Raw genomic sequence first — 25,555 nt, 5'->3', positions numbered from 1 at the left:
CCCCCCCCCCCCCCCCCCCCCCCCCCCCCCCCCCCCCCCCGCTCCTACAACGATCGCGAACAAGCCTTAGTAGTAGGCGTTCTCTTTCTGCGTGTGGTCAGTCACGTCACGCACGCCTTTGAGCTCCGGAATACGCTCGAGCAAGGTGCGCTCGATACCTTCCTTCAAGGTCACGTCGGCCTGGCCGCAACCCTGGCAACCACCCCCGAACTGCAGCACGGCGATGCCGTCGTCGACCACGTCCACCAGGCTGACCTGCCCGCCGTGGCTGGCCAGGCCGGGGTTGATCTCGGTCTGCAGGTAGTAGTTGATGCGCTCGTTGATCGGGCTGTCTTCGTTGACCATCGGCACCTTGGCGTTCGGTGCCTTGATGGTCAGCTGGCCACCCATGCGGTCGGTGGCGTAATCGACCAGGGCATCTTCCAGGAACGGTACGCTGACCGCGTCCAGGTAAGCGGTGAAGCTCTTCAGACCCACGGCGGTGTCGTCAGGCTTCTCTTCGCCCGGCTTGCAGTAGGCAATGCACGTCTCTGCGTACTGGGTGCCCGGCTGGGTGATGAAAATGCGAATGCCGATGCCAGGCGTATTCTGCTTGGAAAGCAGATCGGCCAGGTAGTCATGGGCGGCGTCGGTAATGGTTATAGCGCTCATGTAGGTTCCTCACAGACTTGCCGCCAAGTGTACGCCAAGCCGGCCCTTGAACAAAGTCCTAGTATTTGACTCGGGAAAGCGCATATTCCGGCGTTGTCCCCCGTGGTTCCGCCAGCCAGGCCTGCATGCGCCGGTACAGGCCGCGCTCCAGCCAGCGGTAGCTGAACCACGACATTAGTCCAATGGACGGCACGCACAGGGCAAACACCAGGTACGGGTTCAAGCCCAGCCGTTCGCTGGCGAACCAGCCGGCATAAAGCACCAGCACGTGAATCAGGTAGACCGAATACGAACAGTCGCCCAACGCCTTGAGCACCTGGTTGCCTTTGAACCAGGGCTCCATGGACACAAACGCCAACACGATCATGGCACTTGGCAGCCCCCAGTGCAGCAGGCGTTGCGAAGCGTCCAGGTGATAAAGCGCATAGCCAGCCACCCCCAACAGTGCCAGCGGCACCCACAAGCCTTCACGAATCAGGCCACGGCGGTAAACCACACCCAGGCCGATACCCAGCAGGAACTCGTAGATGATGCCGTTGTTGTAGAAGTGGCTGAGCAAACCAAGCCGGCCCAGCACCTCGCTCACCAACAGCAGCGCCGCAGTCATCAGCAACTGGAGGTGACGATGGCGAACCAGGAACGCCAGACCGAACAACAGGTAGAAGAACATCTCGAAATTCAGCGTCCAGCCCACGTTCAGCGTTGGGTACAGGCCATAGCCACCGGGGTTTTCCGCCGGAATGAACAGCAACGAGAGCAACAAGTGGTGCCAGTCGAACTCCTGATGCGGCATCCATTGGCTGAAGGCCAGCAGCAGCGCTGCCATGAGCGCCGTGTAGAACCAGTAGGCCGGGACGATACGCAGCGCCCGGTTAAGCAGGAACTGGCGCGGTTCGACGGTTTTGTCGCAGGTCGACAGGTAGATCACCAGCCCGCTGATAACGAAGAAGATGTCGACGCCTACGGCGCCACGGTCGGTGAGCAGTTGGCCGATGGGGCCGGTGGCGTGGAAGTCGAAGAAGATCTGCATGAAATGGTGGCAAACCACCACCCAGGCGGCGAACGCCCGCAGTGCCTGAAGCGAATACAGCATGAAATACCCTGCGCTTGGCGGTGCATTGAGGCCTGCATCGGGTGCAGAGGCGAGCGCTTCGCGCTCGTTCGCGGGTGAACCCGCTCCTACACAAGCGTTGGCACCAACGCCATCGATGTAGGAGCGGGTTCACCCGCGAAGGGCTGCAAAGCAGCCCCCTTGCAATCGATCAAGACCACCCACCCTTTCCGACCTCAGGGTACCCGGAAAGGTCAGCCAACCCGATCAGAGGTTCTCATAGCGGTTCATGTCCAGCACACCCGCTTCGACCGGCTGAGTCTCCTTGATGTAGCTGTTCAAGTCATGGAAGTAGCGCCAGAAATCAGGGTGACTGCGGCGCACGCCCCAGCGCATCACAATGCGCTCGAACCTGGCTGCATCATCCTTGGCATACTCCATGTCCTCGACGAACTCCGGCACATCCGCGGTCGGGATGTTGAAGATGAAGTTGGGGTAGCTGCTGAGCACCCCCGGGTACAAGGTCAGCGTGTCCAGGCCAGGCTGGTAGCGGTACGCCTCACCCAGCAGGAATGCCACGTTGCTGTGCGCACGGTTGCGCAGCAGGCTGTACACCTGGCGCTGCCCGCCCTGCCCTTCGATACGCAGCATGGTTGCCTCGGGCAACTGGTTGATCACCTTCAGCCCGGCAGCCGGGCGCGATACCAGGCGGCTGAGCGACTGCTCGGCATTTCGGAATTCTTCGCTCATTTGCGGCCTAGAGCAGAATGCGCCCTGGCAGCGGTTGATCGGGTCTGGCGCGGCGTTCAGGCTGCCGGTGCGCTGCAGCAATTTCAGGCCGAAGTCGCGCTTGGCGTTGCGCGGGTCGAGCTGGATGCCGCTCGGGGTGTCGGTGTCGATGTCTTCATAATCCATCCACATCTTCACCTTGCCACTGTTCTGGTACCAGTCGCTGAGGATGGCCTTGCGCTGGTCAGCCGGCATCAGGCGCAGGAAGTTGACCTCGGCGCCGTTGCGGATCAGGTCGAAGTACAGGCGCGTCTGCAACTGGTGCGAAACGTTGCCATACACATCGAAGTTGACCGCCAGCTGGTAGTAGGTGCGCTCGAACAGCGGGTAGTCGAACAGCCACACGGTGAGCGGCACATCACCGATCAGGCCCTTGGTCACCGAGGCACTGTCAAAGTGGCGGAAGATGCTCAGCAGCGCGTTGTCGTTACCGGCCCACAGCGTCGACCAGCCCGGTGCCGGCATGTTGGCATAGGCTTCACGGCGCAGTTTCTCGTACTCGTTGCGCTTGTCGCGGTAGGCATGCCACAGGCTCAGCACACTGCCCACGTCATCGATCTGGCCGGGCATGGCCAGTAGCGGCGTAGCCTCGCCACGGTACTCGGCATCGGTGATGTAGCGGTCGTGGGCCGGTTCCTGGAAGAGTGCCCAGAAGTTGTCGCGGATCACGTCGGTGGCGATCTGCCCACGGCAAACCGGGCCCCGGATGAAGGTGCGCACGAAGTACTCGGCGTTATCCAGCATGAACTGGTAGCGCGCCACCGCCGGGATCGCCTCGAAGGTTTCGAACGGGTTGGCGCGGTGGCGCGGGCCATAGCCGGGCAGCGCACTGGCATGCCAGTCGCCGGCGTAGAACAGCTGCTTGACGCGCTTGAGCTTCTGCGGGCCCATCGGGTAGGTGATGTGCGTCTTGTGCACGATCACGCCCTGCACCGGGATCAGCCGGTAATAGAAGTCGGTGCCCGGTGGGTCGTTGGGCCGGCGCGTGGCGATGATGTCGGCCGGCTGGCCACTGGGCGTACGTGAGCGCACCCACTGGAAGAAGTGGCCCTGCTCGCCACCGACAAAGTAGATGTGCGCCAGGAACAGGTGCTCGTACAACCAGCGGCCAACCAGCGCCTCGGTGGAACCCGGGCGGTTGAGCAGTTCTTCCCAGTCGGCAATCTGCTTGGCTTCGGCCGCACTCGGCTTGATCGGCTGGTACTCGACCGGCGCGCCAGCAGCCAGCCAGCGGCGCATGGTGTCGTATTCCTTGTCGGTCAGCCCGGTCACCGCCAGCGGCATGCCCTCTTTGGGGTGGGCGCCGGCATAGGCATCGAACTCGTGCGGCAACGGGCACATGTTGTTGCGGTTCAGGCCCAGGACGATTTCCTCGGGCAGCTTGGCGTTGGGCGTAAGCGGGGTCTTGTGACCCAGTTCGAGCATGCGCGCCATCAGCGCGGCCTGGCTGCCCTGGTTGTCGAGCACCGAGTAAAAGCCCTTCTTGCGCCATTCAGCCTCGCTGTGGGCGTCGTAGAAAAGCCGCGTGGTCGGCACCGCCTTGCTGCGCTCGCCTTGGTACACCGGGACCTTGCTGGCCCCGCGTACCGCGCCTTCGGGGCTTTCCAGCTTGAGCTGGCAGGCGGCGTCGTTGCAGGCGTGGCAGGCCACGCACTTCTCGGTGAAGATGGGTTGGATATCCCGGGTGTAGGAAATAGCCGGGCTCGACTGGGGGGCCTGCCCGAACACCGCGCCGCTGATGAGCAGGGCGAAGGCGCCGGCAAGGATACGATGCACCATGTGCGGAAAGTCCTGGTTCTTGAAAGCCATCACGATTTGTTGCCTGGTCGTCCCTGGGTGCTGAGCTTCACCGGCATCGGTCAACATGAACAGTTTTCATGCAAATGGCCGATGCACCTAAAAACCGCGCAGCTTTGATATGATTTCGCACCTTCTGATATTCGCCCGACCAGGTAGTTCCTATGTCCGACCGCAGCGCTCGTCTCCAAGCACTCCAGCACGCACTCAAAGAGCGCATCCTGATCCTCGACGGCGGCATGGGTACTATGATCCAAAGCTACCGCCTCGAGGAACACGACTATCGTGGCACGCGTTTCGCCGATTGGCCAAGCGATGTCAAGGGTAACAACGATCTGTTGCTGCTCAGCCGCCCCGATGTGATCGCTGCCATCGAGAAGGCCTACCTGGATGCCGGCGCCGATATTCTCGAAACCAACACCTTCAACGCCACGCAGATTTCCCAGGCCGACTACGGCATGGAGTCGCTGGTCTACGAACTGAACGTCGAAGGCGCACGCATCGCCCGCCAGGTGGCCGATGCCAAGACCTTGGAAACCCCGCACAAACCGCGCTTCGTCGCCGGCGTGCTCGGCCCGACCAGCCGCACCTGCTCGATCTCCCCGGACGTCAACGACCCAGGCTACCGCAACGTCACCTTCGACGAACTGGTCGAAAACTACGTCGAGGCCACCCGTGGCCTGATCGAGGGCGGTGCCGACCTGATCCTGATCGAGACCATCTTCGACACCCTCAACGCCAAGGCGGCAATCTTTGCCGTGCAGCAGGTGTTCGAGGACGACAACGTCGAACTGCCGATCATGATCTCCGGCACCATTACCGACGCCTCCGGCCGCACCCTGTCGGGCCAGACCACCGAAGCGTTCTGGAACTCGGTGCGCCACGCCAAGCCGATTTCCGTTGGCCTTAACTGCGCCCTCGGCGCCAAGGACCTGCGCCCGTACCTGGAAGAACTGGCAACCAAGGCCGACACCCACGTGTCCGCCCACCCCAACGCCGGCCTGCCGAACGCCTTCGGCGAGTACGACGAAACCCCGGCCGAAATGGCCGTGGTGGTCGAGGAGTTCGCCGCCAGCGGTTTCCTCAACATCATCGGCGGTTGCTGCGGCACCACCCCGGGGCACATCCAGGCCATTGCCGAGGCCGTGGCCAAGTACAAGCCGCGTGAAATCCCGGAAATCGCCAAGGCCTGCCGCCTGTCCGGCCTGGAACCGTTCACCATCGACCGCCAGTCGCTGTTCGTCAACGTCGGCGAGCGTACCAACATCACCGGCTCCGCCAAGTTCGCCCGGCTGATCCGTGAAGAGAACTACACCGAAGCGCTGGAAGTCGCGCTGCAACAGGTCGAAGCCGGTGCCCAGGTGATCGACATCAACATGGACGAAGGGATGCTCGACTCCCAGGCTGCCATGGTCCGCTTCCTCAACCTGATTGCCGGCGAGCCGGACATCTCGCGCGTGCCGATCATGATCGACTCGTCCAAGTGGGAAGTGATCGAGGCAGGCCTGAAGTGCATCCAGGGCAAGGGCATCGTCAACTCCATTTCCATGAAGGAAGGTGTCGAGCAGTTCAAGCACCATGCCCGCCTGTGTAAGCGCTATGGCGCCGCCGTGGTGGTGATGGCCTTCGACGAGGTCGGCCAGGCCGACACCGCCGCGCGCAAGAAGGAAATCTGCCAGCGCAGCTATGACATCCTGGTCAACGAAGTAGGCTTCCCGCCAGAAGACATCATCTTCGACCCGAACATCTTCGCCGTCGCCACCGGTATCGAAGAGCACAACAACTACGCCGTCGACTTCATCGAGGCCTGTGCCTTCATCCGTGATCACCTGCCGCACGCGCTGAGCTCGGGCGGTGTGTCCAACGTGTCGTTCTCGTTCCGTGGCAACAACCCGGTGCGCGAGGCAATCCACTCGGTGTTCCTGTACCACGCGATCCAGAACGGCCTGACCATGGGTATCGTCAACGCCGGCCAGCTGGAAATCTACGACGAAATCCCGGCAGCGCTGCGCGAGAAAGTCGAGGACGTGGTGCTCAACCGCACCCCGCACGGCACCGACGCCCTGCTGGCGATCGCCGATGACTACCGCGGCGGCGGCGCCACCAAGGAAGTTGAAAACGAAGAGTGGCGCTCGCTGCCGGTGGAAAAACGCCTGGAGCACGCCCTGGTCAAGGGCATCACCGCGTTCATCGTCGAAGACACCGAGCTATGCCGCCAGCAGTGCGCACGCCCGATCGAAGTGATCGAAGGCCCGCTGATGAACGGCATGAACGTGGTCGGCGACCTGTTCGGCGCCGGCAAGATGTTCCTGCCCCAGGTGGTCAAGTCGGCCCGCGTGATGAAACAGGCGGTGGCCCACCTGATCCCGTTCATCGAAGCCGAGAAAGGCGACAAGCCGGAAGCCAAGGGCAAGATCCTGATGGCCACGGTTAAAGGCGACGTACACGACATCGGCAAGAACATCGTCGGCGTGGTGCTGGGCTGTAACGGCTACGACATTGTCGACCTTGGCGTGATGGTGCCGGCCGAGAAGATCCTGCAAACCGCCCGCGAGCAGAAGTGCGACATCATCGGCCTGTCCGGCCTGATCACCCCGTCGCTGGACGAGATGGTCCACGTTGCCCGCGAAATGCAGCGCCAGGGCTTCGAGCTGCCGCTGATGATCGGTGGCGCCACCACCTCCAAGGCGCACACCGCGGTCAAGATCGAACCGAAGTACAGCAACGATGCGGTCATCTACGTCACCGACGCCTCGCGTGCGGTGGGCGTGGCCACCCAGTTGCTGTCCAAAGAGCTGAAGCCGGGTTTTGTCGAGAAAACCCGCCAGGACTACGTGGAAGTGCGCGAGCGCACCGCCAACCGCAGCGCCCGCACCGAGCGCCTGAGCTACGCCCAGGCCATCGCCGCCAAGCCTCAGTATGACTGGGCCGGCTACCAGCCAGCGGTGCCCTCCTTCACCGGCGTCAAGGTGCTGGAAGACATCGACCTGCGCACCCTGGCCGAATACATCGACTGGACCCCGTTCTTCATCTCCTGGGACCTGGCTGGCAAGTTCCCGCGCATCCTCACCGACGAAGTGGTCGGCGAGGCCGCCACGGCGCTGTACAAGGATGCCCGCGAGATGCTCGACAAGCTGATCGACGAAAAGCTGATCAGTGCCCGCGCGGTGTTCGGCTTCTGGCCGGCCAACCAGGTGGCTGACGACGACATCGAAGTGTACGGTGACAACGGCCAGCCACTGGCTACCCTGCACCACCTGCGCCAGCAGACCATCAAGCCGGACGGCAAGCCCAACTGGTCGCTGGCCGACTTCGTTGCACCCAAGGCCAGCGGTGTGACCGACTACGTGGGTGGTTTCATCACCACCGCCGGCATTGGTGCCGAGGAAGTGGCCAAGGCCTATCAGGACAAGGGCGACGACTACAGCTCGATCATGGTCAAGGCCCTGGCCGACCGCCTGGCCGAAGCCTGCGCCGAATGGTTGCACGAGCAAGTGCGTAAAGAGCACTGGGGTTATGCCCGCGACGAGCACCTGGACAACGAAGCGCTGATCAAGGAGCAGTACAGCGGTATTCGCCCGGCCCCGGGCTACCCGGCCTGCCCTGACCACACCGAGAAGGAAACCCTGTTCCGCCTGCTCGATGGCACCGCCATCGGCGAGACCGGGCCGAGCGGCGTGTTCCTGACCGAGCACTTTGCGATGTTCCCGGCGGCAGCGGTGAGCGGCTGGTACTTCGCCCACCCGCAGGCGCAGTACTTTGCCGTGGGCAAGGTCGACAAGGACCAGATCGAGCACTACAGCGCGCGTAAAGGCCAGGACATCAGCGTGAGTGAGCGTTGGTTGGCGCCTAACCTGGGGTACGACAGCTAAGGCCTTTTGGGGCCGCTTTGCGGCCCTTCGCGGCGGTTCGGCGCCCCGATGAACCCGCTCCTACGGGGGAACGCAATCCCTTGTAGGAGCGGGTTTACCCGCGAATAGGCCCTCACAGGCAACCTCACAACCATTGCCTACACTGTCCCTGATTGCCTCTGATTCCCTCAGGAGCCACCATGGACGATTCCAGCCAGGGCAAACCCCCGACCTTCTGGCAGATGCTGCACAGCATCCTAGCCGCCGCCTTCGGCGTGCAAAGCGGCAAGAACCGCGCCCGCGACTTCACCCACGGCAAGGCCAGCCATTTCATTGCACTGGGGACGCTGTTTACCCTGGTGTTCATTGCCGTACTGATCGGCCTGGTGCAACTTGCCCTGCACCTTACCCGTTAGCCTGTACCGGCCCTTTCGCGGGTAAACCCGCTCCTACACTGAACCCTTGTAGGAGCGGGTTTACCCGCGAAAGGGCCGGCACAGGCAAAATAAAAGCACCCGCGAGATTCCCTCCCGCAGGCGCCCTGGCTGCATCACGGTCTTGAGTTTCAAGTCACTGGTGGCTGACCCAATACACGGCAGTGACCACCACCAGAACGATCAGGCACAGGATCGCCCAGGCATCGACACTGCTGTCAGCTTTGCGGACCTTGGTTGAGTTTCCCATTGCATTGCCTCTTGTAGTGGTTATGGGAATGCACTTCACCATCAGCAGTTAAGACGAGCAATGCCCTTCCCTCAAGCAGGGTCTTTCAATATTCGACCGGTGACGTCAAAAAAGGGTACTGGTAGCTGGCTGGGCGCCCTTCGGCACTGTAACGCTGGAAATCGACGCCATAGTCGTCCCGTTCCAGCAACTTCAACCAGCGCCTGGCCTTGGCCTGGTCAATGGCCTGCAACACCGGGGCACTGTGCTCGCGCAGGCCGTCGCGGTTCAGCGCCAGCCCGTGGGCATCATCGTGCAGCATGACCATGGCCCACCCGCCCAAGGTGAAATGCCCGCCCATCAGCACGCTCAGGCGCCCGTCGATTCGCGCTCGCAAGGCCTCGGGCGAGCTGTTGACGGCACTGAACAGCACATCGCGCCCAGGCACACGCCCGGCCTCTTCGAACGCCTGCATGGCGCCGAAGGCCATCTCGTCATTGGCCGACCATACCAGGCGGGTGGCCGGGTAGCGTTCCAGCAACTGCTGCGCCTGCTCGTAAGCGCGCTGGCGGTTCCAGCCGCCATACACCACCTGGCGCAGGCGAACCTGAGGGAAGTCGGCCAGGGCGCGGCGCATGCCCTCCTCGCGCAGCTGTGAAGCCGGCGTGGTCTTGACCCCGGCAAACGCCACCAGGTCCACCGGCAAGCTGTCGCGGGGCAATTGCGCGACCATCTGGTGCAGCATCTGGAAGCCTGCCTGCTCGTCGTTGCTCATCAAGGTGCCCCAAGGCTCGGCATATTTGTCGGGCTGGGCCTGGATGCTGCGGACCTGGCTGGGCGTGAGGCCGTTGTTGACCAGCAGCAGCTTCACCCCCGTACCCCGCGACAGGCGCAGCACTTCTGGCGCCACGTACTGCTCGTTGACCAGTACCAGGTAATCCGGCCGCTGCGGCCCGGTCAACACAGCCCGCGCCTGGGTCAACGCCAGGTCGGCCCGGCGCTCGCTGTATTCCACCCGCAGGTTCATGCCCAGCTCATCGGCGGCGGCCTGCATGAAACGGCTGTAGCTGGTCCAGAAGGTTTCGGTAGACAGCCCCGGGTTGAGGAACACCACCGAAGCCGGTTGTGCGCTTGCCGCCAGCGGCAAGGCAAGACACACGCTTTGGCACAACGCCTTGAGCATGGGCTGACATCTCTGCAAAGCAAACGCCGGATTATACCCGCCAGGCCAGGCCCCGGGCACAAATGGCAGTCAGTCTCACATAGTCCATTTGGTTCTTTTCATATGCAAAAACATCACTTTAGCGCATAAACGCAACCTGCTATCGTGCCACGGCTCCGTACCGGAGTGCGCGGCCGTGCGCGCGAATAGCTGCATGCCTGAGACAGGACTTTTATGTACGTATACGACGAGTACGATCAGCGGATCATCGAGGACCGCGTCAAGCAGTTCCGGGATCAGACCCGCCGCTACCTGGCCGGTGAGCTGAGCGAAGAAGAATTCCGCCCTCTGCGCCTGCAGAACGGCCTATACATCCAACGTTTCGCGCCGATGCTGCGTGTCGCCGTGCCGTACGGCCAGCTGAACGCCAACCAGGTCCGCACCCTGGCCAAGATCGCTCGCGACTACGACAAGGGCTACGCCCACATTTCCACCCGCCAGAACGTGCAGTACAACTGGCCGGCGCTGGAAGACATCCCGGACATCCTCGCCGAGCTGGCCAACGTGCAGATGCATGCGATCCAGACCAGCGGCAACTGCCTGCGCAACACCACCACCGACCAGTTCGCCGGTGTCGCCGCAGACGAAATCATCGACCCGCGCCCATGGTGCGAGATCGTCCGCCAGTGGACCACCTTCCACCCGGAATTCGCCTACCTGCCGCGCAAGTTCAAGATTGCCATCAACGGCTCGCAGGAAGACCGCGCCGCCATCGAAGTGCACGACATCGGCCTGGAGCCGGTGCGCAACGCTGCTGGCGAGCTGGGCTTCCGTGTGCTGGTGGGTGGCGGGCTGGGCCGTACCCCGGTGGTGGGCTCGTTCATCAACGAGTTCCTGCCATGGCAGGACCTGATCAGCTACCTCGACGCCATCCTGCGCGTGTACAACCGTTACGGTCGCCGTGACAACAAGTACAAGGCGCGGATCAAGATCCTGGTCAAGGCCCTGACCCCGGAAGTGTTCGCCGAGAAGGTCGAGGCCGAAATGGTCCACCTGCGTGGCGGCAACACCACCCTGACCGAAGCCGAAGTACAGCGGGTATCGCGCCACTTCGTCGACCCGGAGTACCTGGCCCTCGACAACGTCGATTACGCAGCCCAGGACGCCGAGTACCCAGGTTTCGCTCGCTGGCGCTCGCGCAACACCCGCGCCCACAAGCGCCCGGGCTACGTGGCCGTGACCCTGTCGCTGAAGCCCACCGGCGTTGCCCCTGGCGACCTCACCGACAAGCAACTGGACGCCGTGGCCGACCTGGCCGAGCGCTACAGCTTCGGCTTCCTGCGCACCTCGCACGAGCAGAACATCATCCTGGCCGACGTCGAGCAGCGCCAGTTGCACGCCCTGTGGCTGGAACTGCGCGAAGGCGGCTTTGCCACCCCGAACATCGGCCTGCTGACCGACATCATCTGCTGCCCGGGTGGTGACTACTGCTCGCTGGCCAACGCCAAGTCGATCCCGATTGCCGAATCCATCCAGCGCCGCTTCGACGACCTGGACTACCTGTTCGATATCGGCGAGATCGACCTCAACATCTCCGGCTGCATGAACGCCTGCGGCCACCACCACGTGGGCCACATCGGCATCCTCGGCGTGGACAAGAAGGGCGAGGAGTTCTACCAGGTGTCGCTGGGTGGCAACGCCGCGCGCGGCGCAAGCCTGGGCAAGATCCTCGGCCCGTCCTTCGCCCAGGATGCCATGGCCGACGTGATCGAGAAGCTGATCGCCGTGTACGTCGAGCAACGTACCGAGGAAGAGCGTTTCATCGACACCTACCAGCGTATCGGTATCGACCCTTTCAAGGAACGCGTCTATGCAGCGAATCATTAAGAACAACCAGATCGTCGACGAAACCTGGCACCTGCTGCCCAAGGACTTTTCGTTCGACGAGCTGACCAACTGTGACGACTACATCGTGCCGCTGCAGATGTGGCGCGACCACGCCCATGTGCTGAAAGCCCGCGATGGCGGTCTGGGCGTGTGGCTGGACAGCGACCAGGAAGCAGAAGAGATCGGCGAAGACGTACAGTACTTCCAGGTCATCGCCCTGAACTTCCCGGCCTTCACCGACGGCCGCAGCTATTCCAACGCGCGCCTGCTGCGTGACCGCTACAAGTTCAAGGGCGAGCTGCGCGCCATTGGTGACGTGCTGCGCGACCAGCTGTTCTTCATGGCCCGTTGCGGTTTCGATGCGTTTGCCATCCGTGCCGACAAAGACCCGGAAGACGCGCTGCAAAGCCTGAAGGACTTCTCGGTGACCTACCAGGCCGCCACCGACGAGCCGCTGCCGCTGTTCCGCCGCCGCTGATCGTTTGCTGCTGCCCCTGACGGCCCGCCTAAATGGCGGGCCGTTGCGTTTTCTGATCGAAAATTCAAGTTCGCTGGTGGCGCGCCGACATCACGTATGAACGAACCAGAAAACGCAGGGAGCGCAAGTGAATCCGATTACACCGATCATACGCACGACGCAGACCTACATTCCTGCGTCCACGGCACCACCAGACAATGCCGTTAAAGCCGCAATACCCACAGCTGCAAGCAGCAAGGTCAGCATTGGCCAGTCGCCCCCCAGCGTCGACATTGGCACTTACAATGCCAAAGGCACCGTCGGCAGTGGGCAGGTTCGCTATGTCTGGGAGCAGGACGGCCTCGACAAGCTGAGCCTGAACATGTACAGCGCGGTCCAGTACTCATCCGCCGCCTCCCGGTTCAAAGGCCTGGGCGCAGCGCTGCTGGAACAACTGGCCACCAATGGCGGGCAACGCATCTCCCAGTCAGGCGTGGCCGTTGACAGCGGCACGGCAACCGACCCCGTGCTGCTTGGCCTGCAACAAGCCAGGCTGCGCGAGTTCGCCACCGATAGCGTTAACTTCACCCTGAATACGGCCTCCGGCGCGACCGTTTCACTGGGGCTGTTCAGCAGCGAAAAGGGCTTGGCAGTAGATGCCGAGGTGCTCGGTGGCAGCCTGACCGCCAGCGAACTCAAAGGCCTGTCGATAATGGCGGACAGTTTCCAGACTGCCCTCAACGGCCTGACCCAAGAGCCCCCGAGCCTGAAGCTCGGCGCGCTGGTGAAGCTCGACCCCACGCTGTTCACCGGGCTGAAATTCGAAGCACAGCTGGATACCGCAGGCGGCGCCCGGCAGAAATTTGCCCTGCAAATGGACGAGCATACTCGCAGCCTGGAACTGCAGACGCCGTCCGGCACGGTGAAAATGAACTTCGACACCCAAGGCGGCACGTTGCTCGGCAGCGACACGCAACGGCAGGCTGCTGTGTCAAACTACCTGACCCAGTTCGATGCCGCGCAGAAACGCGGAAACGGCGATGAACAGCAGATGACACTGTTCAAAGATGCTTTCCGCCAGCTCAATAGCGTGGACGCCACCACCCTGCGCCCAACGAATCATGACACCCCCTTGAACAAGGTCAGCCGTATGCTGTTGAGTGGCCTGGCCGACTTCAATGCTTCGCTTACCGCGCCCGAGCAGCGAACCAACCCCATGCGCCCGGGTGAGGTAGACAGCTTCGATTACAACGTTTCACAGACCACCACCCGCAAGGGCGGAGCAACCAACCTGGACCTGCAACAGGACCAGCAAAGCACCCTGAAGGCCGCCTGGCACAAGAGCCTCAACCCGCTGGTAGAGCTGCAACTCAGCCTCGACAGCAAATCGCAGAATTACCGTTACCATGAGGTGCATGACGAAACCAGCAGCTCGACCCGCATAGCCTTCGTCAACAACGTCATGGTCGAGGCCACTGCTACGCAACAGGCCACTCAGCAAGAGCGTGTACGCACCTACCAGCAAGCGGAACTGCAGTCCGATGTAACGACCTCTGCCTCGGCCGACCAGTCACGCGACTTGCTGGACATGCTGGAAAAACTCCTGGCCCAGGACCGGCAGGCGCAGCGTCTTGGCCTTACCTCCAGCCTTGAACAGCAGGTCCAGGCAATGCGAGGGCTGTGGTTGCTGCAGTCCAACCCGGCATTGATCGAAAACTGATCATTGCATTGGCCCGCCCCTTTCACGCCTCAGCAGGCGCCAGGGGCAGGGTCAAATTGCCTGGCTTTCGGTCACGACCGCACCGCCTATTGTTGACCGCAGGTCAAAGGACCTTGGCACCCCACCCTCTTAATCAATCCCCGCCAAACCCGCACACTGCTCCCCACACGAAGAGCGATCGGACCTGAACGTCCAGGCTCAGTCCGGCCCCCTCACTCACCAGGAGCAGATCCATGAGCATTCCATCCTTCGGCCTCGGCACCTTCCGCCTCACCGGCCAAGCCGTCATCGATTCGGTCAAGTCGGCCCTGGCGCTGGGCTACCGAGTCATCGACACCGCGCAGATCTACAAGAACGAAGCTGACGTGGGCCAGGCCATCGCCGAAAGCGGCGTACCCCGCAGCGAGCTGTTCATCACCACCAAGATCTGGGTCGACAACTACGCCGCCGACAAGCTGATCCCCAGCCTGCGCGACAGCCTGCAGAAACTGCGCACCGACTACGTCGACCTGCTGCTGATCCACTGGCCAGCCCCGGGCAATGGCGTTGAACTGCGCGAGTACATGAACGCCCTGGCCGAAGCGAAGAAGCTGGGCCTGACCCGTCAGATCGGCGTGTCCAACTTCAACATCGAACTGACCCGCCAAGCCATCGAAGTGGTCGGCAAAGGCGAAATCGCCACCAACCAGATCGAGCTCAGCCCGTACCTGCAGAACAGCACGCTGACTGCGTACCTCAAGGAACAAGGCATCACGGTCACGTCGTACATGACCCTGGCCTACGGCAAGGTGCTGAAAGACCCGGTTCTGGCCGAGATCGCTGCCAAGCACAAGGCCACCGTCGCCCAGGTTGCCTTGGCCTGGGCCCTGCAGCTGGGCTACGCGGTGATTCCGTCGTCGACCAAGCGCGAGAACCTGGCCAGCAACCTGCTTGCCCGTGACCTGAAGCTGGACGCCGACGACATGGCGCGTATCGCCAAGCTCGAGCGCAACGGCCGCGAAGTCAGCCCTGACGGCCTGGCGCCACACTGGGATTGATCCCCCTACGCGGCTGCTCTGGTGGCCGCCTTTGTACCCAACCTGCTCACAGTCGGAGATTCTCGATGAGCGCACTTTCCCCCGGCAAGGTCCTGTTCGCCCTGGCGATCGGTGCCTTTGGCATCGGCACCACCGAATTCACCCCGATGGGCCTGCTGCCGGTGATTGCCCAAGGCGTGGGTGTGAGCATCCCCAGCGCCGGCATGCTGATTACCGCCTATGCCATTGGCGTGATGGTCGGCGCGCCGATCATGACGTTGCTGTTCAGCCGTTTCGGCAAGCGCGCTGCGCTGATGGCGCTGATGGCCATCTTCACCTTGGGCAACCTGCTGTCGTCGCTGTCGCCGGACTACTACACCCTGCTCGCCTCGCGGCTGGTTACCAGCCTCAACCACGGTGCGTTCTTCGGCCTGGGCGCAGTGGTGGCCGCCAGCGTGGTGCCCAAGGACAAACAGGCCAGCGCCGTGGCCACCATGTTCATGGGCCTGACCATCGCCAACATCGGCGGCGTGCCGGCCGCCACCTGGGTCGGCCAGCAGGTTGGCTGGCGCATGGCCTTTGCCGGCACCGCCGTGCTGGGCCTGCTGGCCATGGCCGCACTGTGGTACGCCCTGCCCAAGGGTGAACGCGGCAGCGTGCCGCATGTGCGCAAGGAGCTGGCCGTCATCGCCCGCCCCAGCGTGCTGCTGGCCATGGCCACCACCGTGCTCGGTGCCGGCGCCATGTTTACCTTGTACACCTACGTGGCGCCGGTGCTGGCCGAACTGACCGGCGCCTCGGACAGCTTCGTCACCCTGGGCCTGGTGCTGATCGGTGTTGGCTTTACCCTCGGCAACAGCCTGGGTGGCCGCCTGGCCGACTGGTCGCTTGACGGGGCAGCGCGGCTTTTCCTCGCGGCGCTGGCAGTGATCATGCTGCTGATGCCACTGGTGCTGGGCAGCCATGTCGGTGCCGCCATCGCCTTGCTGGTGTGGGGCATGTTCACCTTTGCCGTGGTGCCACCGCTGCAGATGCGTGTGATGATCGCCGCCATCGAGGCGCCGGGGCTGGCTTCGTCGATCAACGTCGGTGCGTTCAACCTTGGTAACGCCGTAGGTGCGGCGCTGGGTGGAGCAGTGATCAGCCTTGACCTGGGCTATGCCGCCGTACCGATGGCCGGTGGCGTGCTGGCGGCGGCCGGGTTGTTGCTGGTCTGGCTGGGTAGCCGCAGCAAAGCCACCGGCAAGACCGCAGCCGATATGACCTGACCGCTATCCCCTGTAGGAGCGGCTTTAGCCGCGAACACCGGCGCAGCCGGTGCCATGCACCACCCTGGCATGACACCTGAGCATTGTTCCCCCCCGCAATCATGATGTGCCAGACACATCCATTCTCACTTCAGGCATCCGCTACTACGCTTCTACAAGCCCATCGACCTGAGGAGTACCCCCGATGTCCCGCCCACCGCTCCCCCCTTTCACCCGCGAAAGCGCCATCGAAAAGGTTCGCCTGGCCGAGGATGGCTGGAACGGCCGCGACCCGGCCAAGGTCGCGCTGGCCTACACCCCTGACACGGTCTGGCGTAACCGCGTCGAGTTCCCCCGTGGCCGTGCCGAGGTCGAGGCATTCCTCACGCGCAAATGGCACCATGAACTGGAGTACCGCCTGATCAAGGAGCTGTGGGCCTTCACCGGCAACCGCATCGCCGTGCGCTATGCCTACGAATACCACGACGACAGCGGCCAGTGGTTCCGCGCCTATGGCAACGAGAACTGGGAATTTGCCGAAGACGGGCTGATGCAGAACCGCCATTCAAGCATCAACGAACACCCCATCAGCGAAACAGAGCGCAAGTTCCACTGGCCATTGGGCCGGCGCCCGGACGATCACCCCGGGCTCAGCGAACTGGGGCTCTGATCAGCCCAGCGGCAGCGTGACCCTGGCATGCAACCCACCATCCGGGCGGTTGCCCAGGGTCAGGCTGCCGCCGTGCTCCAGCACGATGGCCCGTGCGGCCGGCAAACCCAGGCCGACACCACCGGTATGGCGGTTGCGTGAACCTTCAATCCGGTAGAACGGCGCAAAAACCTGCTCTTGCAACGCTGGCGCGATGCCTGGCCCGCGGTCCAGCACACTGATTTCAATCTGCCAGGGCGTTACCACGAGCTCCACGGTTGGCTCGCGGCCGTACTTGGCCGCATTGTCGATCAGGTTGACCAGCACCCGCTTGATCCCCATGGGCCGCCCGCTGTACACGCAACGGCGAGGTCCGCTGAAGCCAACGTTTACCCCCGCGTCCTTGAAATCGTCCACCACGGTCAGCAGCAACTCGCCCAGGTCGAAGACGGTGGTGGGCTCCAGCCGCGCATCATCACGGAAGAACGCCAGTGCGGCATCGACCATCGCCTGCATCTCGTCGACGTCCTGGAACAACTTGGCCTGCAGCTGGGCTTCTTCGATGAACTCGGCACGCAGGCGCATGCGTGTCAGTGGGGCACGCAGGTCGTGGGAGATCGCCGCCAGCATCTGCGTGCGATCATTGAGGAAGTGCTTGAGCTGCGCCTGGGTGCCATTGAACGCCAGAATGGCCTGGCGCAGGTCGTGGGGGCCCACTACCGGAATGGGCGGCGCGTTGAAGTCCTTGCCAAAGCGGCGCGCACCCTCGGCAAAGCGCTCCAGTGGTTTGGCCAGGTAACGTGCGGCCAGCAACGCGACGCCAAGGCTGGAGGCCAGCATCAAGGCGAGCGTGACCAGGTTGCGTGGCAGCTCGTCCAGGCCCCAGCTGCGGCTGGTGGCGCGAAACAGCACCCAGGATTTGTCACTCAAGTCGATCATCACGGCATAACCGCGCTCAGGGGCGTATTCCGGCATGTCGGACGGCTCGAAAACCTCGACCCTGGCCTCTGGCCGTTTGAGCAATGCACGCAGAATCGGCGTGCCCTGGCTGAACTCGGCATCGACCAGCAGCGGCACACCCGCATCGTCATGGTGCTGCACCCAGCGTACAGTGTAAGTGCCATCGCCCGCTGCACGGGCGATATTGCTACGCTGCGCTGCGGGCGCGGCATCCAGGATACGGGTCACCGTTGCCACCTTTTCGATCACCCCGCTCTCCAGCAACGGTGGTTGCGCCCACACGCTCAGCAGCAGGCTGAACAGCCCCTTGAGCAGCAGCAGGAACAACATGGCCGTCAGGGTAGTCAGCGTGATCCAGCGGGCAATGGTGATTCTTGGTTTCGGCAGGGCCTGGCGCAACCGGGCAAACCGTTTCATCGCTTCACCACTGTTGGCGTGAACAGGTAGCTCGCGTTGCGCAGGGTGCGGATCAGCGGCTCATTGCAATTGTCGGCTTCCAGTTTGCGCCGCAGCCGGCTCACTTGCACATTGCGCCACCCGCCACTTCCCCGGCCCTGCGCAGCACCGCCCGCACACGGGCCAGCAATTCACGGGCAGCAAACGGCTTGGTCAGGTAGTCGTCGGCCCCCAGCTCCAGGCCCACCACCCGGTCACTCAACTCGCCCATGGCGGTCAACATGATCACCGCCACCTTGTGCTCGGCCAAAAGCCGCTGGCACAACACCAGACCACTGTGTTCGTCAACGACCTGTTGCAGGGCAACGGCGAACGGGCGATGACCAGCCTCACCCGCTTCATCTTCAATACCACCCTGGGCGTGGCGGGGCTGGTCGATGTGTCTGGGAAAATGGGGCTGAGCCAGCACCGCTCGGACTTTGGCCAGACGTTCGGGGTATGGGATGTCGCCGCCGGCCCTGTGGTCGAATTGCCGCTGTTGGGTACGCACAATTTGCGTGATGCCACCGGCCAGGTGCTGAGCATGGCGGTGGACCCGTTCGGCGACAACAGCGATACCGTCGACAGCCTGGGCAACGTCGCCACGGCAGGCGGCATCGTCGACGGCCGTGCCGAAGCGCTGCCGCTGACCGATCTGCTGCGCACCTGGCCCGATTACTACGTCGCGCTGCGTGACTACACCGCACAGCGGCGCAGCAACCTGGTGGCCGAAGGCAAAGCCGGCAGCCCCGGCACCTGGCAGGTCAATTGCCCGGAGGTCACCAGCGATGAATGACGCCCAGGCCGCCATGCTGCTGTTCAGGCGCCTTGAAGGTGCGGCTCGGCAAGCGCTCGTGCTGCACGAACTGGAGGCACGGGTTTCTGCCGATGGGCGTAGCCTGGTACTCAGCCGCTATCGTGAACGCTATACCGCCGAGGGCAAGCCCTACCGGCACGAGGCACACCGCAGCGTACCGATTGCGGCGCTGCTGCGCTGGATGGCCCGGCACGAGCGGTGAACCTGTAGGAGATCGCCCAGCCCTTTGCGCTGCGCTGTTGCGCAGAGACTGAGTTCGCAAGCGGTCCGCGCTCCCACAGTGTCCCTGCTAATTCACTGAGTTATGTGCAGTTCCATGAGAGCGGGTTCATCGAGGCGTCGAACCACCGCGAATACGGTGGCGGCTGCACGGGTGCATGCCTTGAGTTCTTGGGTGCCTGTGAGATCGAGCGCCGCGCGGGCGGCGCTCGATCGCATAAGCGATGCTAAAGCCCGCCGAACACTTCCCCTTACGCCTGTGATTGTCGCCGAACCTCAGCCACGGCGCCCAGGTGCTCTCGTGCTCAACTGTGGCAGCTGTTCCTGCTCGGCCCTTGCCTGCTGCTCCTGCAGCCGCGCCACGGCCTGGCGTACCCGTAGCAGGGTCGCCTGGTTCAGGCGGTTGTGCTCAAGGTTGACATACCGCGGGTGCAGCTCAATCCAGGCCAATGCCTGCTCACTCAGTGTCTCTATGCGATTACCTCGCAAATCCACGGCCAGCTCCGGGTAGTTCTGCAACAAGCCAAGCGGAAAACTGTGCAGGCCTGCATCACGCAGGGACAAGAACTGCAGGTGTACGTTGAAGCGCAATTGTGGCAATGCGCCCAGCGGGTTGCTGCCCAGGGTAAGTACTTGCAGGCTGGTAAACCACTCCAGTCGCGGCTGGCTTTCGGCATCCAGCGTTATGTGGTTATCGTGCAGGTACAACTCGACCAGCCTGCCAAGCTGATTGAGCCCATTCGGCACCGTCGCCAGCCGGTTGCCGCTCAGGTTCAACGTTCTGAGTTGGGCAAGGCCCGTCAGGCTGCCCGGCAGGTTGTCGAGCAGGTTGCCACTCAGTTGCAGGTTCTCCAGGCGCACCAGTTGTGCTACCCGCTCGTCAAGGCGCGTCAACTGGTTGAACGACAGATCCAGGCGGCTCAACTGCGTCAACTGCTCCAGCGCAGCCGGCACTTCGCTCAGGTCATTCCCGCTCAAATCCAGTTCTACCAGCTGGCTCAGGTGCTCCAGGCCCCCCACTGCACTTAGCTGGTTGCCACCCAGGTTCAACCGGCGCAGGCGTGGTAAATGCTCAAGCCCATCCAGCGCCGCCAGCCGGTTACCGGACAAGTCCAGCACTTGCATGTTGGGAAAGCGGCTGAGGAAATCTGCGTCCACTGCACTGATCTGCTGGTTGCACAAGGTGAAGGCGTTCAACCGGTCGAACATGATACCCGGCGCCAGCCTGGGTAACGAACTGATGGCCAGCCCGTCCATCGCAGTATCTGCAAAATCCCCACCACCCCGGTACTGTGACTGCCATATGCTGCGCAGCAGGTTCGCCAGGTGTGTTCGCCCGGCATGTTCGGGGTCTCCCTCCTGACCTCGCCAAAGCTGAAGGCTTTCTTCCAGGCGCCTGGATAGATGGGCGAAGGCGCGCGTGCCTGGGCCATGTGGCGGCTGCAAGCGGTACCAGGCCCAGTAGTTCCCACGGGCAAGGCTCAGCGTCAACACCTGCTCTGCGGCACTGCGCTCTGCCGCGTCAGCCTCGGGCAACCCGGCGAACTGGTCGGCATACGCCAACCGCACATGGTCTTGCCAGAAGCGTTGCTGCGCCAGAAACCGGCTCAGCTGTTCGGCGCTCTCGGCCTCGTAGACAGCCGCTTCGGCGGCCACCAGGTCATCCGCAGTCACGCTGGTGACATGCTGCAAGTCGAGATACCTGGGCTGGCCGTACAGGCCCAATGGCTCGGCAAGCCTGGTACGCAATGCCATATAAACGTCATTGTTATTGAAATGCTGGCCGCTTGCCCGCAAATGTTCAATGTGCCTGGCAGCAAAGCGGTTCACTTGATCGAGCCGGAACTGCTCACGCCCCAAGTCGCGTAGCTCTCGCTCCAGGCGCCGGCCGCGCATGCCCTGCGTTCGCAATACCACTTTCAAGCCGACCACCATTTCATCAAGCGAGGTGATGCGCCGAGGTAGGGTTGCCATTTGGAACAGTGTTTCCCGTACCAGCGTGTGTCGGTACATTGCCCAGAGCAGTTCGTTGACCTGGCGGCGAATGTCAGCCGGATCGCGGGCATAAGCCTCGCCGTTGCGCAACTCTTCAAGAAACACAAAGAAGCCGACGCTGTCGGCCTCTTGCCTAAGCGTCTGCCACTCGTCCCGGCACTGCGCAATGAACTGCTGGTTCATGTCCTCGAACCAGGGATCCCCTGCCAGCACCGGTAGCTCGACAACTGGCGATGCCTGCGCGGCCAAGCGCTCAAGCGCTGCCGCAGACAGCGGGTTACCCTGCAAGCGCACACGATCAGGGTTCAAGCGCATCGCCTGTGCTTGCGCTTCACTCACCTCGACGATGCGGTTGTTGCGCAGGTCAACCTCCTGCAACCGGGTCATGTAAGGCGTGTCCGGGATCGCCGTCAGGCGGTTTTGCGACAAGTCCAGGCGCTGCACATGCGTGAACCGGGCCAGGAAGCTGTCGGCCGCAGTCGTCAACTGCATGTCGCGCAGGTTCAGCGTACTGATATGGGCAAAACTCACCGACTCGGGAAGCGCTGGCAGCGCACCCAACCTGGACCCTGCCAGGTCCAGCGAGCAACCACCGCTCACCCCTGCAGCTTGCCGCTGCCAGGCACGCCGGATACGGCGGGCCATGCGTACCCGCCTGATCAGCTGGATTGGCCCGCTCGATTGCCGGCGCCATTGCCCCAACGCCCTGTCCAGTGCGCGCAGTTGCTCGCACAAGTTCAAGAAGCGGTTCCACGGCAATACCCCTTGCCGCCGGGCGTTCGCCACGAATTCATCGACATTGTCTTCACCGTGGGCAAAAAGCAGCTGCATACCCCGCCGCAATGCACTGTTACTGCTCTCGCCCCGGCCACTCAATGGATAACCCAGTCGGCCATCGCCAAGCCGCAATGGCGGCCTGAAGCCAAGCCCGACCGGTGCCATGCCCAACAGCTTGGCAGCCCTGTCACGCTGCCCGCTCGCCCACTGCGCCACCGCACGCGACAGGGCCTCGGGCGATTCGCCAGCATCGCCCAAGGCCCTTTTTTGCCAGGGGTCAAGTTGCAACATCAAGGCTTCAAAAAGGCTGTCACCGGCCTGCGCAAAGGGTAATGCCTGGCCGTTTGCATCCAGCGCCAGGTAACCACGCCCAACCCTGACTACAGTGCGCACCTCGCTGGGGTCCTGCGCACCTGCCCAAGCGGTCCTTTCACCACTGGACGAGGCCGTGCGCAGCTCCACGCGCACGTTGCGCCAGGGCGCGTGCTCGGCAATCAGGCCCAGGGCCAGTTGCTCGGTATCGCGATTGATTGCGGCCGCCTGCAACAACCCGGCACACGCACGGTCAAGGCGGGCATCGCGCAGGTACCAGCGTGCCTGCTCAGCCAGGGCCAGCGGTACCCGTTGTCGGGCCTGCATCTGCTCCAGCGATGCCTCGCTGGCCTGTTCGACCAGCTCGCGGGCACCGAAGCCACTCAAACCGGGGAAGTCCCTGCGCAACAACGCCTCGTCTGCGCTGGCGGCCGGCTGTTGCGCTTGCAAGTGCTGCTCGAAGGCCTCTCCCGACAGATCAGGGGCTTGGGCATGCAGCTGATGTCGCTGCACAGCCTCGCGCAACCGCGCGGGCGGGATAAGCTGCTCCAGATGCAAGCGGCGCAACTGGTCGCCAGTGACCCCCGTGGCCTGCAACACATCCTCTGCCGTTTGGCTATCGAGCTGCGCCCAGTCGTGCTGCAGCCCCTGCAGCAGTTCCAGGCTGTCCTGCCATTGCAGCGGGCTCTCCAGCTCATGGCGCCAGCCACCGGCGCCGTTGTCTTCGATCAGCGGCGCATGGGCATTGCCACGCAGTGGGTGGCGGATGCGCCGCTGCTGCGTGTGCGCATCGACGTAGGTAAGGTAGCTGGCCGCCGGGGTACGCAGGTATTCACCCTGCGCTGTACCGATCAGCTCGGCCACCTTACCGCGATGCTCGACGGCATAACCCGGCAGGGCAGGGTCACACAGTTTCAGTTTGCCGGCTGCAGTATGCACAGGTATCAGTTCGTCGACGTGGGCGCTACGGGCCAGGCGCTGGGCTGCCGCGCCAGCCCCCACATTCACCGCCGTCATGATCACGGTCTCAGCCACCGAATACAGATGCTCCAGTGCACCTTGCCGGTTACCCAGCTGCCAATCGGCGTAACCCTCATACACCTCGTCGGCCACCTGCAGGGCGCTAATGCCCAACAGCGGCAAGGCCAGTACAGGCAAGGCAAAGCTGGCCAGGCCCAACGCATCCAGGGCAAAACGGAGGTAAAAGTGCAGGCGCCGATCACGCACCTGTGCATCCACTTGGCCGGTAGGTACGGCATGCACACGGCCATTCTCCATCAGGGTGTCGATCTGCAGCTTGCGCAGGTACGCGAACAAGGGCTGCACGATAGGCTCATGGCGGCCGTCAAGCCGGACCGGTGCATCCTGCGCACCGCCCGCCAACGCTTTGCTCAAGGCCTGCATGTAGGCTTCGCGGTCGTGCTCGCCGATAAAGCGCTGAAAAAAGCCGACGTAACCCGGCAAGCGGAACTGTTTGCCCAGGGTGAGGAACAACTGCTCCCAGGAGGTGTACCAGGTCAAGGGGCCATTGGGGTCATCGGGGATCCAGCACAGAATGCCCTGCCCGCCCTCGCCGGTAGCCGACAGGTCGCCCAGCTCGAACGCCACCGCCCCGCGTACCTGCAGGCCGAACACCCGCAACTGCTTCGGCTTCACGCCGGGCAGCAACGTGGCATCCGTTGCGCACAGGGCCACCAGCGGTGTGCAATGGCCCTGCGCCCGCCCGGTGATTTCGCCATTGGCCAGCGACAGGCGCAGCGCCGCTTCCAGGTTGGCGCGGATACTGCGCTCGAAGAGCGTCTCGATGCGCCTGCCGGCGTCACCATCCGGCCTCAGCTGCGTTCGCAGATAGGACTGGTACTGCCCCCCCACATCCAGCGCCCTGCACAGGTTGTAAAAGCGCGACGGCGCCAGCGTGCAGCGCCGCCCATGCTCATCCATCAACACAGTGCCTGGCATGATCGCGCTGTTGGTTGCTTCAGCCTCGGTGAAGTTGTGCATGGCCGCTTGCAGGAGGCTGTGCTCGTACACCTGTTCCTTGATGCCATCGGGAATATGGCTGATGTACGAGGGGAAGCGCAGCAAGGCCTTGCGCCGCAGTTGCGCCTGGCGAACATCCAGGGTCAGCGCATGCTGGGCCTGCAACTCGTGCTGCAGTAGCCCCTCGGCAAATGTATCCGCCGGCGTAATCTTCGCCAGCAGGTCGTGCAGCTGTTGTCGCAACTGTTGTTGACGACGCTGGCACTCGTGCAGATCGTAAAGGTTGTCCAGCGACGTTCCGCTCAGCCAGGCCGGCAGCCGGCTGGCAATCAAGGCATCGGTGGAGTCGTCAGAAAAGATCGAATTGGCCATCGCAGGCTCCTGTGGTGCGAAAGCCGCGATTGCACCATTGCGCTACCGGTCATCTGGCTATTCATTGCACCACCCGCTCTGGCCCGTTGTGCTGCTATAGACGGCAACTGTTGACCTCAAGGCAGAAACTGAAGAATACCAGCCAGTTGCAATGCCTGTGGGAGCGGGTTCACCCGCGAAGAATCCAACCCGGTGCATGGCACCGGCTTCGCCGGTGTTCGCGGGCAAGCATCCTCCAATAGGGACATACAGTGTGGCCGCCAGGGCCAGTTTCAGAACCGCACCCCCACGTTGACCATCCCCGCCGCGCCGCCAAGCACAACGAACTCCACGCCAAGCGGCCCCCAGTGCGCGCCAAACGACGGGATGATTACCGGAGCCACGCCCAGGTGGTTGAGTGGAATCTTGTCGTCGTAATCCCCCTTGTAGCCCTCAATCAGCCCGGCACTGAGTTTCACGTACACGGGATAACGCTCGTTTTCCCAGACCTTGCCCAGGTAGGCATAGTACGAGCGCTGGTAAAACGAGTTCTTGAACGTTGCCGTGCCCCACAGCAAGCCATCGGTGTAGATGCGCTCGATACCCACCAGTTCCTGGTGGTTGTTGTGTTCCGGGTCGTGGGTCCAGTGCTTGGTATAGGCGCTGGTCTGCACGTACCAGTAGTCCCCTTCACGCTCGCCATCTGCGGCGATTGCAGCCAGACTCACAAGCAGCAGCCCGATCGCTGCAGACGGCGCCCTGTTCATGC

At 63.0% G+C, this 25,555-nt stretch carries 16 protein-coding genes and 2 pseudogenes; 10 read left to right on the top strand and 8 right to left on the bottom strand.

Going from position 1 to position 25,555, the window contains the following annotated elements; genetic code table 11:
* Positions 1-66: 66 nt before the first annotated feature.
* The 3 genes from nfuA to IAE39_RS12780 form a co-directional block, all read right to left on the bottom strand.
* Positions 67-651 (bottom strand): Fe-S biogenesis protein NfuA, encoded by a 585-nt coding sequence (nfuA, locus tag IAE39_RS12790; RefSeq protein WP_012271640.1) that lies wholly within the window; start codon positions 649-651, stop codon positions 67-69.
* A gap of 58 nt (positions 652-709) precedes the next feature.
* Complete coding sequence (locus IAE39_RS12785; RefSeq protein WP_201202849.1) at positions 710-1,744, bottom strand: acyltransferase family protein; 1,035 nt, start codon at positions 1,742-1,744, stop codon at positions 710-712.
* A gap of 225 nt (positions 1,745-1,969) precedes the next feature.
* Positions 1,970-4,270 carry a fatty acid cis/trans isomerase gene (locus tag IAE39_RS12780; protein ID WP_201202851.1) on the bottom strand — a complete coding sequence of 767 codons (2,301 nt, stop codon included), beginning with the start codon at positions 4,268-4,270 and terminating at the stop codon, positions 1,970-1,972.
* 182 nt (positions 4,271-4,452) lie between these two features.
* Between IAE39_RS12780 and metH the strand changes: the two genes are divergently transcribed.
* Both metH and IAE39_RS12770 read left to right on the top strand, forming a co-directional pair.
* Entirely contained in the window at positions 4,453-8,160 is a 3,708-nt protein-coding gene (gene metH, locus IAE39_RS12775; RefSeq protein WP_201202848.1) for a methionine synthase, read from the top strand.
* Positions 8,161-8,339: 179 nt separating this feature from the next.
* Positions 8,340-8,555: a DUF2970 domain-containing protein gene (locus tag IAE39_RS12770; protein ID WP_043201995.1), complete on the top strand. Its 216-nt coding sequence runs from the start codon at positions 8,340-8,342 to the stop codon at positions 8,553-8,555.
* Between the two features lie 353 nt (positions 8,556-8,908).
* Here IAE39_RS12770 and IAE39_RS12765 read toward each other — a convergent pair whose 3' ends face one another.
* On the bottom strand, positions 8,909-9,985 hold the full coding sequence (locus IAE39_RS12765) for an ABC transporter substrate-binding protein (protein ID WP_201202842.1): 1,077 nt from the start codon (positions 9,983-9,985) through the stop codon (positions 8,909-8,911).
* Between the two features lie 213 nt (positions 9,986-10,198).
* On the opposite strand from IAE39_RS12765, the gene IAE39_RS12760 reads away from it, so the two are divergent.
* From IAE39_RS12760 to IAE39_RS12735, 6 genes are all read left to right on the top strand, one after another.
* Positions 10,199-11,851 carry a nitrite/sulfite reductase gene (locus IAE39_RS12760; RefSeq protein ID WP_201202840.1) on the top strand — a complete coding sequence of 551 codons (1,653 nt, stop codon included), beginning with the start codon at positions 10,199-10,201 and terminating at the stop codon, positions 11,849-11,851.
* Positions 11,835-12,329 (top strand): DUF934 domain-containing protein, encoded by a 495-nt coding sequence (locus tag IAE39_RS12755; RefSeq protein WP_201202838.1) that lies wholly within the window; start codon positions 11,835-11,837, stop codon positions 12,327-12,329. Before IAE39_RS12760 ends, IAE39_RS12755 begins: the two co-directional genes overlap by 17 nt.
* 127 nt (positions 12,330-12,456) lie before the next feature.
* Positions 12,457-14,028 (top strand): hypothetical protein, encoded by a 1,572-nt coding sequence (locus tag IAE39_RS12750; protein ID WP_201202836.1) that lies wholly within the window; start codon positions 12,457-12,459, stop codon positions 14,026-14,028.
* Positions 14,029-14,261: 233 nt separating this feature from the next.
* The gene (dkgB, locus tag IAE39_RS12745; protein WP_201202835.1) at positions 14,262-15,065 is read left to right on the top strand and encodes a 2,5-didehydrogluconate reductase DkgB; all 804 of its coding nucleotides are present in this window, start codon (positions 14,262-14,264) and stop codon (positions 15,063-15,065) included.
* Positions 15,066-15,130: 65 nt separating this feature from the next.
* Positions 15,131-16,312, top strand: a complete 1,182-nt coding sequence (locus IAE39_RS12740; protein WP_201202833.1) for an MFS transporter — start codon at positions 15,131-15,133, stop codon at positions 16,310-16,312.
* Between the two features lie 184 nt (positions 16,313-16,496).
* Complete coding sequence (locus tag IAE39_RS12735) at positions 16,497-16,961, top strand: nuclear transport factor 2 family protein (protein ID WP_201202831.1); 465 nt, start codon at positions 16,497-16,499, stop codon at positions 16,959-16,961.
* Here IAE39_RS12735 and IAE39_RS12730 read toward each other — a convergent pair whose 3' ends face one another.
* Both IAE39_RS12730 and IAE39_RS30085 read right to left on the bottom strand, forming a co-directional pair.
* Positions 16,962-18,317 (bottom strand): ATP-binding protein, encoded by a 1,356-nt coding sequence (locus IAE39_RS12730; RefSeq protein WP_201202830.1) that lies wholly within the window; start codon positions 18,315-18,317, stop codon positions 16,962-16,964.
* 136 nt (positions 18,318-18,453) lie between these two features.
* Positions 18,454-18,585, bottom strand: a pseudogene (locus IAE39_RS30085) (response regulator); the annotation flags it as partial.
* Between the two features lie 45 nt (positions 18,586-18,630).
* Between IAE39_RS30085 and IAE39_RS12720 the strand changes: the two are divergent.
* Positions 18,631-19,131 (top strand): annotated as a pseudogene (locus IAE39_RS12720) (MlaA family lipoprotein); the annotation flags it as partial.
* Entirely contained in the window at positions 19,124-19,354 is a 231-nt protein-coding gene (locus IAE39_RS12715) for a hypothetical protein (RefSeq protein ID WP_201202828.1), read from the top strand. The pseudogene IAE39_RS12720 and the gene IAE39_RS12715, both read left to right, overlap by 8 nt.
* Before the next feature lie 293 nt (positions 19,355-19,647).
* Here the strand turns inward: IAE39_RS12715 and IAE39_RS12710 are convergent, their stop codons facing one another.
* Positions 19,648-24,807, bottom strand: a complete 5,160-nt coding sequence (locus tag IAE39_RS12710; protein ID WP_201202827.1) for an NEL-type E3 ubiquitin ligase domain-containing protein — start codon at positions 24,805-24,807, stop codon at positions 19,648-19,650.
* A gap of 272 nt (positions 24,808-25,079) precedes the next feature.
* Entirely contained in the window at positions 25,080-25,553 is a 474-nt protein-coding gene (locus IAE39_RS12705; RefSeq protein WP_201202825.1) for a sn-glycerol-3-phosphate transporter, read from the bottom strand.
* Between the last annotated feature and the right edge of the window lie 2 nt (positions 25,554-25,555).

Source organism: Pseudomonas sp. S37 (genome assembly GCF_016658545.1).
Lineage (GTDB): Bacteria > Pseudomonadota > Gammaproteobacteria > Pseudomonadales > Pseudomonadaceae > Aquipseudomonas.
This window is presented reverse-complemented; position numbering and strand designations above follow the sequence as displayed.

Bases quoted from the DNA above. Each gene is read 5' to 3' on its own strand.
- nfuA (WP_012271640.1), bottom strand. From the start codon at position 651: ATGAGCGCTATAACCATTACCGACGCCGCCCATGACTACCTGGCCGAT.
- IAE39_RS12785 (WP_201202849.1), bottom strand. From the start codon at position 1,744: ATGCTGTATTCGCTTCAGGCACTGCGGGCGTTCGCCGCCTGGGTGGTG.
- IAE39_RS12780 (WP_201202851.1), bottom strand. From the start codon at position 4,270: ATGGTGCATCGTATCCTTGCCGGCGCCTTCGCCCTGCTCATCAGCGGC.
- metH (WP_201202848.1), top strand. From the start codon at position 4,453: ATGTCCGACCGCAGCGCTCGTCTCCAAGCACTCCAGCACGCACTCAAA.
- IAE39_RS12770 (WP_043201995.1), top strand. From the start codon at position 8,340: ATGGACGATTCCAGCCAGGGCAAACCCCCGACCTTCTGGCAGATGCTG.
- IAE39_RS12765 (WP_201202842.1), bottom strand. From the start codon at position 9,985: ATGCTCAAGGCGTTGTGCCAAAGCGTGTGTCTTGCCTTGCCGCTGGCG.
- IAE39_RS12760 (WP_201202840.1), top strand. From the start codon at position 10,199: ATGTACGTATACGACGAGTACGATCAGCGGATCATCGAGGACCGCGTC.
- IAE39_RS12755 (WP_201202838.1), top strand. From the start codon at position 11,835: ATGCAGCGAATCATTAAGAACAACCAGATCGTCGACGAAACCTGGCAC.
- dkgB (WP_201202835.1), top strand. From the start codon at position 14,262: ATGAGCATTCCATCCTTCGGCCTCGGCACCTTCCGCCTCACCGGCCAA.
- IAE39_RS12740 (WP_201202833.1), top strand. From the start codon at position 15,131: ATGAGCGCACTTTCCCCCGGCAAGGTCCTGTTCGCCCTGGCGATCGGT.
- IAE39_RS12735 (WP_201202831.1), top strand. From the start codon at position 16,497: ATGTCCCGCCCACCGCTCCCCCCTTTCACCCGCGAAAGCGCCATCGAA.
- IAE39_RS12730 (WP_201202830.1), bottom strand. From the start codon at position 18,317: ATGAAACGGTTTGCCCGGTTGCGCCAGGCCCTGCCGAAACCAAGAATC.
- IAE39_RS12715 (WP_201202828.1), top strand. From the start codon at position 19,124: ATGAATGACGCCCAGGCCGCCATGCTGCTGTTCAGGCGCCTTGAAGGT.
- IAE39_RS12710 (WP_201202827.1), bottom strand. From the start codon at position 24,807: ATGGCCAATTCGATCTTTTCTGACGACTCCACCGATGCCTTGATTGCC.
- IAE39_RS12705 (WP_201202825.1), bottom strand. From the start codon at position 25,553: ATGAACAGGGCGCCGTCTGCAGCGATCGGGCTGCTGCTTGTGAGTCTG.